At 57.9% G+C, this 14,102-nt stretch carries 12 protein-coding genes; 3 read left to right on the top strand and 9 right to left on the bottom strand.

Annotation, left to right across the window (positions count from 1 at the left end; all coding sequences use genetic code 11):
- Positions 1 to 40 precede the first annotated feature (40 nt).
- Complete coding sequence (locus BRD58_RS06635) at positions 41 to 595, top strand: pilin (protein WP_073382019.1); 555 nt, start codon at positions 41 to 43, stop codon at positions 593 to 595.
- A 194-nt stretch (positions 596 to 789) separates the two neighbouring features.
- Here BRD58_RS06635 and BRD58_RS06630 read toward each other — a convergent pair whose 3' ends face one another.
- The 9 genes from BRD58_RS06630 to pepN all read right to left on the bottom strand — a co-directional run bounded on the left by BRD58_RS06630 (position 790) and on the right by pepN (position 10,703).
- Positions 790 to 1,116 carry a YmgD family protein gene (locus BRD58_RS06630; protein ID WP_012848110.1) on the bottom strand — a complete coding sequence of 109 codons (327 nt, stop codon included), beginning with the start codon at positions 1,114 to 1,116 and terminating at the stop codon, positions 790 to 792.
- Positions 1,117 to 1,133: 17 nt separating this feature from the next.
- Positions 1,134 to 1,478 carry a glycine zipper family protein gene (locus BRD58_RS06625; protein WP_015461257.1) on the bottom strand — a complete coding sequence of 115 codons (345 nt, stop codon included), beginning with the start codon at positions 1,476 to 1,478 and terminating at the stop codon, positions 1,134 to 1,136.
- A 237-nt stretch (positions 1,479 to 1,715) separates the two neighbouring features.
- A complete protein-coding gene (locus tag BRD58_RS06620) occupies positions 1,716 to 2,270 on the bottom strand; it encodes a cell division protein ZapC (RefSeq protein WP_012848108.1) in 555 nt (184 codons plus the stop codon).
- Positions 2,271 to 2,443: 173 nt separating this feature from the next.
- The gene (gene pyrD / locus BRD58_RS06615; protein WP_012848107.1) at positions 2,444 to 3,454 is read right to left on the bottom strand and encodes a quinone-dependent dihydroorotate dehydrogenase; all 1,011 of its coding nucleotides are present in this window, start codon (positions 3,452 to 3,454) and stop codon (positions 2,444 to 2,446) included.
- Positions 3,455 to 3,771: 317 nt separating this feature from the next.
- A complete protein-coding gene (locus tag BRD58_RS06610; protein ID WP_015461255.1) occupies positions 3,772 to 4,071 on the bottom strand; it encodes a hypothetical protein in 300 nt (99 codons plus the stop codon).
- 370 nt (positions 4,072 to 4,441) lie between these two features.
- Positions 4,442 to 6,568 (bottom strand): exo-alpha-sialidase, encoded by a 2,127-nt coding sequence (locus BRD58_RS06605; protein WP_236721580.1) that lies wholly within the window; start codon positions 6,566 to 6,568, stop codon positions 4,442 to 4,444.
- Between the two features lie 366 nt (positions 6,569 to 6,934).
- On the bottom strand, positions 6,935 to 7,207 hold the full coding sequence (locus BRD58_RS06600; protein ID WP_015461253.1) for a hypothetical protein: 273 nt from the start codon (positions 7,205 to 7,207) through the stop codon (positions 6,935 to 6,937).
- 154 nt (positions 7,208 to 7,361) lie between these two features.
- Positions 7,362 to 7,739, bottom strand: a complete 378-nt coding sequence (locus BRD58_RS06595; RefSeq protein WP_012848103.1) for a VOC family protein — start codon at positions 7,737 to 7,739, stop codon at positions 7,362 to 7,364.
- A gap of 342 nt (positions 7,740 to 8,081) precedes the next feature.
- Positions 8,082 to 10,703: an aminopeptidase N gene (gene pepN / locus BRD58_RS06590; RefSeq protein WP_073382011.1), complete on the bottom strand. Its 2,622-nt coding sequence runs from the start codon at positions 10,701 to 10,703 to the stop codon at positions 8,082 to 8,084.
- Between the two features lie 352 nt (positions 10,704 to 11,055).
- On the opposite strand from pepN, the gene pncB reads away from it, so the two are divergent.
- On the top strand, positions 11,056 to 12,261 hold the full coding sequence (gene pncB, locus BRD58_RS06585) for a nicotinate phosphoribosyltransferase (protein WP_015461250.1): 1,206 nt from the start codon (positions 11,056 to 11,058) through the stop codon (positions 12,259 to 12,261).
- A gap of 224 nt (positions 12,262 to 12,485) precedes the next feature.
- The gene (asnS, locus tag BRD58_RS06580; protein WP_012848099.1) at positions 12,486 to 13,886 is read left to right on the top strand and encodes an asparagine--tRNA ligase; all 1,401 of its coding nucleotides are present in this window, start codon (positions 12,486 to 12,488) and stop codon (positions 13,884 to 13,886) included.
- Positions 13,887 to 14,102: the final 216 nt, after the last annotated feature.

The raw sequence follows: 14,102 nt of genomic DNA, 5'->3' as shown, positions 1-14,102 counted from the left end.
TCAACTCACAATCAAGCTTACTATAGAAATGAGGTTTACTATGAATATGACCAAAACATTAGTCTCTGCATTTGTTGCCGCTTCCTGCCTGGCCGCCAGCGGCGCGGCGATGGCCCGCTACGCTGATTTCGGGGAGAGTAACCCATTTGTCAAAAGCTATATGGAAGCAACGCTGACCACCAACGTGCTCGATAGCACCACCACCCGCATTGTTGCCACACCGTCCCCCTTTACCGTCAGCACAACCGATGCCTCTCGGCCGGGCACCACGCTGGCCACTTTATCTATCAACGCGATGGATATCATTGGCGGTGACTCAGGTAAGTCAGACGTGAGGGTCGACATTCACGACGACTACTATGATGACGCTAGCCAAAACTGGCTTTTTAAAAACGCGAACGGCGATACCATCAAAGTACGCCCCCAGGGCGATACTGGTACTTGGTCGAGCAACGGCGGACGGAATATTGCGGCACACACGACCGGCTTGACTGACCTCAATAGTGAAGTCCAGTTCGTTACGGTACAGGAGGATGGTAATATCGCCCCAGGCAGCTACTCCATGCCGGTTGTTGCCACGATCAACTCCTTCTAATACTTTATTCCTGCATTATCCTGTGATCTCAAGCCCCCGTATTGGGGGCTTTTTATTTTTCTCGCCGCATAGCGCAAACAATGGGTAAATTAACGCCTGTAATCTACCGCCATCGGACAGCAAAAAGCCAGTGCCTAGGCACTGGCTTTTGGGACAAGATAAAATAAGGCCGCGTCGTCGCGGCCTACGCCTGCTTATTTAGCAATAGCGCGCATGGCGTTATCGATCGCCGTGATCAGCAGCATCTGCGGATCCGCGGCGCACGCCTGATTCAGCTTGTCGACAACGGCTTTATCTGTATCCGCGGTCTTGGCAATTTTCAGACCACGACTTTCAACGCTGGCGTTGCCCATAATGGCCACGATTTCCGCAACCCCCGCGCTATCGGTCTTCGCCATTTCACCCGCATCGGCGCAGGTCATATACACTTCCGCCGGCAGACCCGATTTAATATCGTAAGACTGTGCCCATACGGCCGGCGCCGCCGCCAGCGCAGAGACCAAGAATAATACCTTTTTCACATTCAATTCCTTCTGTTTTATTGGATCCGGCCGATGATCGCGCCGCCGGCGCCGCCGACGACCGCGCCCTTGATAGCCCCTTCGATACCGTTGCCGGACAGAACGCCGGCGACAGCGCCGACGGTCGCACCAATGGTAGCGCCTTTACGGGCTTTCTTGCCTTTATGGCCTTTCTCACTGATAGCCCCGACCCCGGCACCCAGCGCCGCACCTTTCAGTACGCCGTTGACGCCGTTACCGGACAGCAGTCCAGCCGTAGCCCCCAGCAGCGCACCCTTGGTAGTGCGGCTCGGACCGGCCAGCGACGCCGTTGAAAAAGCCAGCAGCGACACGGTTGTCACTGCGATCAGCGTATTTCTCACCGCCGACGGGAATCTCCCTGACGCGTCAAACATATCAACCTCCCTTGATGATCGTGACGTTTGGCATGCGGCGCATCATAACATGAAGAAAAACGGGATTGCCCGCCTATTACCGGATATTCGTCCAAATAAAGAACAAAACAGCACAGAATTGAGCGATTTTCAGATTATTACCTAAACATCGTCATAGCACGCGGCGCACGTGAGGTGCATCGGAGAAGGGCGACAGTAAAATATTTACCCTGCGTAGGCCAGCGCGGTATCGTCAGACGACGTATCCTGAGCGCACAGCGGCAGCAAGCGGTCATGCATCACCTTAATGGCCTCCCCCAGCATCAGCGTCTTACCGGACAGCGCCAGCGAGGGCTGCGCCAGCAGACACAGGCTGGCGCTGGCGCCCGGCGCAATCACCAGCAGGCGGCCCCAGGCCGGCGTATCGAGCAGCTGCACGCCGACCAGCTCTCCCGGGGCAGGCACATAGCGGCCGGGCTGCGGCGCAAAGTACCAGCTTTTAGGCATCATCGGCTTCAGGAAGCGCTGTGCGACCAGGGCATTCAGCACCAGCTCGGCACGCTGCGCCGTATCCAGCCCGCACGCCTGACAGCGCTCGGCAAAGTGGTAGTAGCTCGCGGCATCATCAACACAAAAGGTACTGACATCAAAGGCATCCGGCGTCAGCATTTTAGAGGGAAAGCGGGAGCGAAAGACCATGCCATTCGCCAGATCCAACATCAGACGATCGTGCTGCCGGTCAAAGAACCAGCGCCAGCGATCTCCGGGCTTTATATTCATGCATTGACCCCCACGCCAAAAAAATCCATGGCAACATAACGGTACTGCCAAGCAATGTCACGCGACGCTACGTGGTTAACTCAGCATTTGAATAAATAAGCAGCGCACTGTTGAAAATATAGACTAGCCCGCGACGAAAATAAAGTCCCGGGCTAAATAGGCAGGATTAAAAATTAGATATGGTTAACGATTTCTTTAACCAGGCCCGGTCCTTTAAAGATAAAGCCGGAATAAATCTGTACTAAGGATGCCCCCGCCTGCATTTTTTCGCGGGCGGCAATCACTGAATCAATGCCGCCGACGCCAATAATCGGCAGTCGTCCCTGCAGCTCGGCAGAAAGCTGGCGAATAATCTCGGTGCTTTTTAACTGCAGCGGGCGTCCGCTCAGGCCACCGCTTTGGGCGCAGTGATTGAGCCCATTGACCAACGAACGATCCAGCGTTGTATTGGTGGCGATCACCCCATCAATTTGATGACGCACCAGGCTATCGGCAATCTGTACCAGCTCTTCATGGCTAAGATCCGGCGCAATTTTTACGGCAACCGGCACATACTTAGCATGCTTTTGCTGCAGCTCGGCCTGCTTGGCTTTAATCGCAGCCAGTAAATCATCCAGCGCCTCGCCATATTGCAGCGTACGCAGCCCCGGCGTATTGGGAGAGGAGATATTCACGGCAATATAGCCAGCATAGGAATACACCTTATCCATGCAGATCAGGTAGTCATCTTTACCCTGCTCTACCGGTGTGTCCTTATTTTTTCCGATATTAATCCCGAGAATGCCGCCGAAGTGAGATTTTTTGACATTCTCCACCAGGTTATCCACGCCCAGATTGTTAAAGCCCATGCGGTTAATTAACCCTTCCGCCTCAACAATGCGGAACAGACGCGGCTTTTCATTACCCGGCTGGGGGCGCGGCGTAACCGTGCCCACTTCGATCGATCCGAATCCCATGGCGCCTAGCGCATCAATGCACTCACCATCCTTGTCCAACCCTGCGGCCAGACCGACCGGATTTTTAAATGACAACCCCATGCAGCTGACCGGTTTGCTCGGCACCGACTGGCGGATCAGTCCGATGAGCGGCGTGCCGCTGATACGATGCAACTGCTTGAACGTAAACTCGTGCGCGCGTTCCGGATCGAGTTGAAAGAGGGCCTTCCTGATAAAAGGGTAGAACATGAGATCTCCTGATTCCCGTTGCCAAACGGGGCGCTATTATCAGGGAAGTCGTCATCAATTGGAATTGATTAAAGACAAAAAGAGCCCTATAAAAGCAAACGTTTTACTCAACCGCGTCAACGGCGATGATTCCCCGCGCATTGATTAGCTATCATATTGTTTGTAAATAACATTATAAAGGCCACGCCGGAGAGCGCGTAAAACGCCGCGGGACCGCGGCGGCCCGACGCCCTGCGGCGTCGTTTCCCCAGCGCGCGTACGTACGCGAACCACTTACCGGAGCCGGCGTGAAACGGCCCCGCTGTGCGAGGCCGGGGTTAATCCCGCCGCTCATCATCCAGATGAAACTGATGCAGAATACGGTGAGCCAGCGGCGCCAAGATCAGCCCCAGCGTCGTCATAAACACCAGGCTGGTGAACATGCCATAAAAGGCAAAGAAGATCTTCCCCGCCAGGCTCTGCGGCACAATATACGGACCGATGCCGTTGGCGATAAAGGCGCTGTTGAGCGTCGCGTCATGCCACGCGATAGCGTCATCGAACAGAAGATGCCCCGCCACGCCGATCGCCAGGGTAATAATAATTAACAGCAGCGCGCCGGCAAAATGCAATAGCATCCGCTTAATAAACGCTCTCAATGATATTAATGGCATATCACGAGATTCGTACATGTTCACTCCCCCGCTGAATCCGCTGACGCAAAAAATAAAGCCCCGTTCAACAGCGCTCGCCGGGGCGCGGCAGAAACGCGCCAACGACGCGCCCGTTAACTCTAGCTTAGGCGGCTTTATGACATTGGCCCATGCGGCGCGGGCCTCTCGCCGCTATTTCGCACGTTTTGCTCCGCGACGATCACGGCCATGAGTATGGCAGACGCAGCGCCAGATTGACTGCGGCGACTACGGCATGGGGAGCGCGACGCATAAACGTGCGCGGCCAAGTCCCTCTATCGCGCGACTCCGCGCGCTTTCCCCGCCGCGCTGTTCACTAAAAGGTGTAGGTGAAGCTGCCAGCAACCAGCCCGTCACCATCGGTATTGAGCGATGCCCCCGCGGCGATAACGGCCTGCGGATGAAGGCTTAGGGCCGCCTCCAGATAGCCGGTTGCCAAGCCATGCGGATAGCGCTTTACCGGCGCTGGCATCAGACGCCGGGCATCGAGCACTCGGTACGCCTCGGCCCACTTTGCCGTGTCCATCAGCTCATACTGGTAGCTGGCTTTGGCCGTCAGCGTCAGCGCGTTCGATTGCATGATATGAAGCCGCTTGCTGAGCTGTCCATCGAGCAAAAGCTGGTTCGAGGCGTGATCGGCGGAGTCCACGCTCGCATTATTCCAACCGTTGCCTCCCCTCTCCTGAATCGCGCTGTGACTGAAAAACGTGGAGTGGAGCCCCGACGCGACGCCGGCGTAAAAACCATCGGCAAGGTAAATGTCTTTGGCCAGCATATTTTTTATAGCCACGCTATAGGCGTTAAAATCGGCCTTACGCCCTAACCCCTCTCGACGATTGCGTGAGAATCTGTTTTCACCATAAATCGTATTGACCATCAGGTGATAGGATAAGACGCCAAAGTCATGTTGATATGAATAGCCAGCCAGCACCGACTTAACTTTATTAGCAGCGTCATTGTCGTATTGAATATCACTATGCTGATAGCCGACAAAGACATTATCGCCAGAGAATAAAATATCATCTTTGGCCAAGGTCAGCGACACATCGCTATTGGTATATTGGATAGTCCCGGGCACACGCTGACTATTCTCGGATTGCCTCGCGAAAAACACCCCCAGCTTCCCCCAGTCATCGGCATACACAAATTCGGCATCTGACGACGCATGGCTACCATAGCCCCCCTTAATATAAGACGACGCCGTCCTGAGCTTGGTGGCGATATCGAATAAATCGTTGCTGCGATTTAAGATTGTGGCGCTGATATTGGCATAGTCTCGCGCGGCGATGTCATAGCGCTGAAGATAGATATCCCCTTCGCCTTCAAACAGGATATACAGGTTATCCTCATCCTTTGTCATTGAGGTATAGCCATAGGAGGGTGAGTCATACACCTGGATGGTGCGCCCGGTATTGGTGGTAATATAGATACCATCACGGTTAGCCCGCTCCGTCGCCGTGCTGTAGCCAACCAGATAAACGCTGTCATCCAGAGAGAGCGAGCTCGTCTCGGCGCGGGAAATATTCTCCGGCAGGAATGCTTCCTCTACCCGCTCCCAGCGCTGGCCGTTGTCCTTTGTCCGATAGACGACCCGCGACTTGATCTCCCGCGATGTCTCGGACTTGGCGGCCAAATAGATATGACCATCGTGGTGGAATACGCTGCTCTCGGAGGTGATGTCGGGGAGATCGTCCACTCCCGTCCCCGGGGCACCCACAATTTTATCATCGGGGCGTAGCCAGGCTGAATTCCACGTTACGCCATTATCCGATGAGTAGAGATATCCTGAGGTTACCGTCGCACCGCTTCCCACCAGGCTACTGTCCCTATCGTGATGCCACGCCTGAGCGGCGAGATAGAGCGTGCCGTCGTGATACATCCCGGAGCCCGGGCCCTGCAGTATATATTTGTAGCCCGTCGGCGCCAGATCGTACAGACTGGTGCCCCGATCCCATGTTTTTCCGCCATCGTCAGAGGTAAACATAAAGAAATCAGAAACGCGGCTGAGCGGTTTACTGGTGATAAAGCGATCGTTGTAATAGCCGAACAGAAACGTACTCCCCGAGTCTGGGTTGTACACGATGGCCGGATCGGAGATTTGTCGCTTACCATTAAAACTGGGGGCGATATCGTGGATCTCACCCCAGGTGTCCCCCCGATCGTAGGATATTCTATAGCCAAAATGCACATCCTGATTCTGACCTATATCGCTGGTACCGACCGCCCGGGCATCGCTGACGGCAATAAGCGCCCCACCCTGCGTGACCGTAATCGCCGGAATACGCCAGCCATTATTTGCCGTTCGATCGTGTTCGGCAAAAATCAGCATGGGTGCATGCCAGCCATCATGTGGCACCCCGCTCTCCATCACGCTCACCGCACGTACACCGGACGAAAGGCTTAATAGGCAGCCCGCCGTTAGTAATAATAAATTATTATTCATAGCATGATACCCATATCAATAAATGGTTTTAATAATAAAAAAGGTGTCTTCAAAACAGACATATCCTTATCCGTACAGCGCCGTATATCTGATGCAATAGGCGCCGCGCCGGATCCAATTTAATAGACTGGGGCAATCTACTATTATAATTATTGTTCTATAGTTATCCCGTTTTGAATCTATATGACAGAGTGCTTTTTTAAACAGAGGATTTATTTGATATCACCAAGTTATCCCTACGCTGTCCAATATTAGCGAAGTCGCAGAGTTACGCTCCCGGCGGCGCGTGGGGCGTGATGAAACGCCGGCGCAGAGCATCACGCCCCGGCGCTATACGGGGCTCGCCGTAGGAGCGGTCGGCATCGGCTACGCGCCCGCGGCGAGCGGCGGTAAGATCCGTTGCAACGGCGCCGCCCCGCTCGCGCGGAAACGCGGATGGGGCCCGCCGGGATCCCCGCCGCCGGCAAGCGCGCGATCCCAGAGGCGATCGGCCAGCCACGCGTAGACGCTCGCCTTCAGCGCCGCGCGGTGGCGAATGCACCGCGGATTGGGGGCAACGCGGGGAGTGTCAATCAGCGCCGACGGCACCATCAGATGACGCCGCGTATGATCGCGCTTATCGTTGTCGGCACCGAGCACGCGGCTGCGTCCAGACAGCGGAGGGCGTCATCGGGGGATGATTGATTCATTATTATTCCCCCGCGCCTCGGGGGAAAGGAAACCGCGAATACCGTCCATGGCCAACCGCGGTAACCGTCGCGTTAGATGGTGATGCTCTCGATAAGCCCATCTATTATTTATATACGCTAATCTCGACCAGATTGCCGTCGGGATCGCGCAGGTAGAGGCTATCAATCGGCCCCTGTGCGCCGGTGCGCGGCACCACCCCTAGCACAATCTCCAGCCCGCGGCTTTCCAGCTCGGCCTTGATTTGCTCGATATCGCCTTCGGCGACCAAGCAGATATCCATGCTGCCATAGGTCACGTGTTGCGCCGCCGGGGTAAATTCGGCCTTCTGGCGGTGAATATTTATTTTTTGATGACCAAACGTCAGTGCTAGGCGACCATGGCGGCTGTCCAGCGACATCCCCAGACCGGCGACATAAAACGCCAGCGTTTTCTCCACATCCTGCACCGTAATCACTACATGATCTATGCCTGTAATTAACATAAAACACCTCATGATAAATCAGCGTAATAAATATAATGTTCCCTGGTATTTCATCCACGGCGGCAGCAACGAATGAATAGGCTTACACTAATCGGCGCGCCGGACGCAGGCAACGGAATTTTACGCCATCGCCGATCCCACAGTGGAAACCGCCGCGCGTCGCCGGCGGATATCCCCGCCCTGGGGGTGGCTCGACCATTTCAGCAGATAGCGCGATACAGCCTCCACGCTGCGCCAGATCACGGCCTGCCGCCTGCCTGCTCAGCGGCGACAAAAAAATACCGGCCCGTAGGCCGGTAGCGTCATGGACAGGTGCGCCGTAGGGCGCCCCGCGGCAGGCGATCAGGCCTCCAGCGCACGGGTGATCTTCTCATACAGATCGCCGGAGAGATTCTCCAGCGCCAGCAGGGACTCCAGCTGCTGACGCATCAACGCCTGGCGCCCGGCGTCATAGCGCTTCAGGCGGATCAGCGGATCCACCATGCGAGCGGCGACCTGCGGATTGCGGGTGTTCAGATCCGCCAGGATCTCCGCCAGGAAAGCATAGCCAGAACCGTCCGCCGCGTGGAACGCGCGCGGGTTAAGCTGGGCAAAGGCCCCCACCAGCGCCCGGGTGCGGTTGGGATTGCTCAGGGTAAATGAACGGTGCTGCAGCAGCGCGCGCACCTGTGCCAGCACCCCGTCGTCCGGCGCGGTCGCCTGCAGGGTAAACCACTTATCCATGACCAGGCCATCCTGATGCCAGCGCTGGTCGAACTGCGCCATCAGCGTATCGCGGCAGGGCAGCTGTGCGGCAACCGCCGCCGACAGGGCGCCGAGTGCATCGGTCATATTATCCGCCTCGTGATACTGGGCGCTGACCAGGGCATCCGCCTGGGCCACGTCGTCGCCAAACGCCAGGTAGCGCAGGCAGACGTTACGCAGCGCCCGCTTGGCGATATCGCCATGCTCGATACGGTACTCCGGCGTGGCGTTGCGCTGATACGCTCGCAGCCACCCCGTCGCCAGCTGCTGGGCCAGCAGGCGGGTCAACGCCTGGTGCACCTGGGCGATGGCCTCGGGATCGATCTGGCTGAACAGCTCGGCCATCTCCACCTCTGACGGCAGGGTCAGGATCTGCGCACGCAGCGCCGGATCCTGGCGCTCATCCGCCAGCACGCTGCCAAACGCCGCCACCACGTGCTCCGGCAGCGACAGCGGCTGCCCCTGCTGGCTGCGCGAGACGTTCAGGCGCACATACTTGGCCAGCAGCATCTGCGCCGCGTCCCAGCGAGCAAAGTCGTTGCGCGCGTGCTGCATCAGGAAGGTCAGTTGGCGATCGCTGTAGGGGTACTCCAGACGCACCGGCGCGGAAAACTCCCGCAGCAGCGACGGCGTCGGCGCCTGCGGCACGTTGTCGAAGGCGAAGCTCTGCTCCGCCTCGGTCACGCTCAGTACGTTGCTGACCGGCGCGCCGTCCATCACCAGCGGGATCACCTCGCCCTGGTCGTTATACAGCTCAATATCCAGCGGAATATGCAGCGGCCGCTTTTCCGTCTGATCCGCCGTGGCGGGGGTCGTCTGGGTCACATACAGCCGGTACTGCCGCCGCTCGGCGTCATATTCGTCGCGCACCGTCAGCAGCGGGGTACCAGACTGGCTGTACCAGCGGCGGAACAGCGTCAGATCGATGCCGGAGGCGTCCTCCATCGCCTGGACAAAGTCGTCGCAGGTCGCGGCGCTGCCGTCGTGACGCGTAAAGTAAAGCTGCATCCCCGCCTGGAACTTCGCCTCTCCCAGCAGGGTGTGCATCATACGGATCACTTCGGCGCCCTTCTCATACACCGTCAGGGTATAGAAGTTATTCATCTCGATCACTTTGTCGGGACGGATCGGGTGCGCCATCGGGCCGGCATCCTCGGCGAACTGCGCGCCGCGCAGCACCCGCACGTTGTCGATGCGGTTCACCGCCCGCGACCCCAGGTCGGAGCTGAACTCCTGATCGCGGAAGACGGTCAGCCCCTCTTTCAGGCTCAGCTGGAACCAGTCGCGACAGGTTACCCGGTTGCCGGTCCAGTTATGGAAATATTCGTGGCCGATCACCGACTCGATATTCAGGTAATCCTTGTCGGTGGCCGTCTGCGCCTTGGCCAGCACAAACTTGGCGTTGAAGATGTTCAGCCCCTTGTTCTCCATCGCCCCCATATTAAAGAAGTCCACCGCCACGACCATATAGATATCCAGGTCGTACTCCAGGCCAAAGCGCTGCTCGTCCCAGCGCATGGCGTTTTTCAGCGAGGTCATCGCCCAGTCGGCGCGATCGAGGTTACCGCGGTCGACGTACAGCTCCAGCGCCACCCGGCGCCCGCTGCGAGTAATAAAGGTATCGCTCAGCCGATCGAAGTCGCCGGCCACCAGGGCGAACAGATAGCAGGGCTTCGGGAACGGATCTTCCCACTGCACCCAGTGGCGCCCGTCCTCCAGCTCGCCCTGGCCTACGCGGTTACCGTTGGACAGCAGGTAGGGATAGCGCGCTTTATCCGCCACGATGCGGGTACGGAACCGGGCCAGCACGTCGGGGCGATCCAGATAGTAGGTAATATGGCGGAACCCTTCGGCCTCGCACTGGGTGCACAGCGCCTCGCCCGACTGGTATAGCCCCTCCAGAGCGCTGTTTTGCGCCGGATGAATCTCATTGACGATGGTCAGGGCAAACTGCGCCGGCAGCCCGTCGACGATCAGCTGATTGCCCTCAATGCGGTATTCCGTCCAGGCGACGCCGTCCACGGAGAGGCTGCGCAGGGTCAGCGCCTCGCCGTCGAGTACCAGTGCCGCCCCCGGGCTCCCCAACCGCATCACCTGACTAACGGCCGTCACCGTGGTGCAGTCCGCATCGAGTACAAAATCCAGGTCCAGATCGGTGATGGTGTAATCCGGCGTTTTATAGTCGCGGCGATATTTCGCCTGTGGTTGTTGTTGCGTCATAGCTACCCTTAATTGGCTGTCTTTGGAGGGGGCCAGGCCGCCCGACCCCGTCGGCCGGTTTACCTGTGCAATCCATACGGCGCCGTATCAGTCCGGCGCCGCACACGCCCCGCATCGTCGCAGCATATAGCGTGCGATGGGATAGTGCCATACTACCCAATCGACAGCGTTAACACACCGCGCAGAGTGCGATCGGCCGCCGCGCCATCCGGCCGCGCCGCGCGAACAGGGGCGCCCAATCCGCAACCTGTCAGGCGCCATTTGCGCAGATTATCGGTTCATTCTGCGTATAAACTAGGTATACTCCTTCGACTTTTGTCAATAATCCCTGACGAGGATGCAGTAACGCGCCATGACTCAAGATGTCTCCCCGATTATCACTTCGCTGCTGGACACCGACGCCTACAAACTGCATATGCAACAGGCGGTGTACCATCGTTACCGCAATGTCAGCGTTGCGGCGGAGTTTCGCTGCCGTGGCGATGAGCTGCTGGGGGAATACGCCGACGAGATAGCCAGCCAGGTCAATCTGATGGGGCAGTTGGCCCTGACGCAGGATGAGTATGACTATCTGGCCGCCCTTCCCTTCTTCCAGCGCGACTATCTTGACTGGCTGCGTACCCTGCGCCTCGATCCGCGCCGGGTGGCCATCAGCAACGATCGCGGACGCCTGAACATTCGCATCAGCGGTCCGTGGCGTGAGGTGATCCTGTGGGAGGTTCCTCTGCTGGCGGTGATCAGCGAGGTGGTGCACCGTCACCGCTCGCCCCATATCACCCCGGAGATCGCCGTGGCGCAGCTGCAGCGACGCCTGAGTGAGTTCCGCCATCTGAGCGCGGACGTCGATCTGCGCGGGTTCCGCCTGATGGACTTCGGCACCCGCCGCCGCTTCTCGCGGGCGGTGCACCAGGCCATCCTGACGACCCTGAAGAGTGAGTTCCCCTACCTGAGCGGCACCAGCAACTATCTGTTTGCCAAACAGATGGGGCTGACGCCGCTGGGCACCCAGGCCCATGAATGGTTCCAGGCCCACCAGCAGATCTGTCCGGTGCTAGCCAACAGCCAGCGGGCGGCGCTGCAGTCCTGGCTGGATGAGTACCCCGATCAGCTGGGGATCGCCCTGACCGACTGCATCACCATGGATGCGTTTTTACGCGACTTTGGCAGCCAGTTCGCCGGTCACTATCAGGGGCTGCGCCACGACTCCGGCGATCCCATCGCCTGGGGCGAAAAAGCCATCGCCCACTATGAGCAGCTGGGGCTCGACCCGCAGGATAAAGTGCTGGTCTTCTCCGATAATCTGGATCTCCCCAAAGCGCTGGCGCTGTACCGCCACTTCCATCACCGCATCAATCTCAGCTTCGGCATCGGCACCCGCTTAACCTGCGATCTGCCCGGCGTACGTCCGCTGAACATCGTCATCAAACTGGTGGAGTGTAACGGTAAACCGGTGGCCAAGCTTTCCGACAGCCCGGGAAAAACCATCTGTCAGGATGCCGCCTTCGTTAAGGCGCTGCGTAAGGCGTTCGATCTGCCGCTGGTCAAACGCGCCAGCTGAGTCCCTCCCCCGGCGCAGCGCCGCTGGCGCTGCGCGCCCGGCCTCTCGCCCCTGCCATAACGCCGTTCCCGGCGCAAGGACGCCAAATCCACGAAAAAGTTGCCCCGCGGGCGCTTAATTCCGCTTGTGTCTGTTTGCATGACAAGTAACATAGCATCATGCCCTCCACCCGTGAGGGGGTAAGGTTATTTGTCAATCAAGATTAATATAAAAGAGAGAAATCTATGAGCGTAGTGCCTGTAGTCGACGTACTGCAAGGCCGCGTGGCGGTAGACACTGAGGTCACCGTTCGTGGCTGGGTACGTACCCGGAGAGATTCTAAAGCCGGTATCTCCTTCCTCGCCGTTTATGACGGCTCCTGCTTTAATCCGTTACAGGCCGTCGTGAATAATTCTCTGCCGAATTATGAAGATGAAGTGCTGCGCCTGACCACCGGCTGCTCCGTGGAAGTCAGCGGCCGGGTCGTTGCGTCGCCGGGCGAAGGCCAGAGCTTCGAGCTGCAGGCCACCGCCATTAAGGTGGTCGGCTGGGTCGACGATCCGGATACCTATCCGATGGCCGCCAAGCGCCACAGCATCGAATACCTGCGCGAGGTCGCCCACCTGCGTCCGCGCACCAACCTGATCGGCGCCGTCGCCCGCGTGCGTCACACCCTGGCACAGGCTATTCACCGCTATTTCAACGAAAATGGCTACTTCTGGGTCTCGACGCCGCTGATCACCGCGTCGGATACCGAAGGCGCTGGTGAAATGTTCCGCGTCTCCACGCTGGACATGGAAAACCTGCCGCGCACCGACGCGGGCAAGGTGGACTACAGCGAAGACTTCTTCGGCCGCGAAGCGTTCCTGACGGTGTCCGGTCAGTTGAACGGTGAAACCTATGCCTGTGCGCTGTCCAAGGTGTACACCTTTGGTCCGACCTTCCGCGCCGAAAACTCCAACACCAGCCGCCATCTGGCCGAGTTCTGGATGGTTGAGCCGGAGGTCGCCTTTGCCGACCTGAACGACATCGCCGGCGTCGCCGAGGGCATGCTGAAATATGTCTTTAACGCGGTGCTGGAAGAGCGCGCTGACGATATGGCCTTCTTTGCCCAGCGCGTGGATAAAGACGCCATCGATCGCCTGCAGCGCTTTGTCTCCTCCGATTTCGCCCAGGTGGACTACACCGATGCCATCACCATCCTGGAGACCTGCGGCAAGCAGTTTGAGAACCCGGTATTCTGGGGCGTCGATCTCTCCTCTGAGCACGAGCGCTATCTGGCCGAGCAGCACTTTAAAGCACCGGTGGTGGTGAAGAACTACCCGAAAGACATTAAGGCGTTCTATATGCGCCTCAACGAAGACGGCAAGACCGTCGCCGCCATGGACGTGCTGGCGCCGGGGATCGGTGAAATCATCGGCGGTTCGCAGCGTGAAGAGCGTCTCGACATGCTGGATAAGCGTCTGGATGAGATGGGCCTGAAGAAAGAGGACTACTGGTGGTATCGCGATCTGCGCCGCTACGGCACCGTGCCGCACGCCGGCTTCGGTCTCGGCTTCGAACGCCTGGTGGCCTATGTTACCGGCGTTCAGAATGTGCGCGACGTTATTCCGTTCCCGCGCACCCCGCGCAACGCAACATTCTAATCAAGTCCGTAGCGTAAAAAGTACAAATTAGCAACAAAACAGGGGGTCAGCACAGCTGACCCCCTGTTTTTTAAACTTAGACCTGTGTCACAAAGTCCCCCAATTCTTACAATTGGAAACACATTATTTCATTCTGTTACCGCTATAAGATATTTGTATCATTTTGCCGGTGGATTATCCGCGGTACGAATGGAACACTGCCAACCAGACACAGGA

This window comes from Edwardsiella piscicida (genome assembly GCF_001896205.1).
GTDB classification, from domain to species: domain Bacteria; phylum Pseudomonadota; class Gammaproteobacteria; order Enterobacterales; family Enterobacteriaceae; genus Edwardsiella; species Edwardsiella piscicida.
Note: the sequence above shows the minus strand (reverse complement) of the source record. Positions and strands in the feature narration are given on the sequence as shown.

Coding starts and splice junctions, on each gene's coding strand:
- BRD58_RS06635 (WP_073382019.1), top strand. CDS start 41: ATGAATATGACCAAAACATTAGTCTCTGCATTTGTTGCCGCTTCCTGC.
- BRD58_RS06620 (WP_012848108.1), bottom strand. CDS start 2,270: ATGAATATAAAGCCCGGAGATCGCTGGCGCTGGTTCTTTGACCGGCAG.
- pyrD (WP_012848107.1), bottom strand. CDS start 3,454: ATGTTCTACCCTTTTATCAGGAAGGCCCTCTTTCAACTCGATCCGGAA.
- BRD58_RS06610 (WP_015461255.1), bottom strand. CDS start 4,071: ATGCTATTGCATTTTGCCGGCGCGCTGCTGTTAATTATTATTACCCTG.
- BRD58_RS06605 (WP_236721580.1), bottom strand. CDS start 6,568: ATGAATAATAATTTATTATTACTAACGGCGGGCTGCCTATTAAGCCTT.
- BRD58_RS06595 (WP_012848103.1), bottom strand. CDS start 7,739: ATGTTAATTACAGGCATAGATCATGTAGTGATTACGGTGCAGGATGTG.
- pepN (WP_073382011.1), bottom strand. CDS start 10,703: ATGACGCAACAACAACCACAGGCGAAATATCGCCGCGACTATAAAACG.
- pncB (WP_015461250.1), top strand. CDS start 11,056: ATGACTCAAGATGTCTCCCCGATTATCACTTCGCTGCTGGACACCGAC.
- asnS (WP_012848099.1), top strand. CDS start 12,486: ATGAGCGTAGTGCCTGTAGTCGACGTACTGCAAGGCCGCGTGGCGGTA.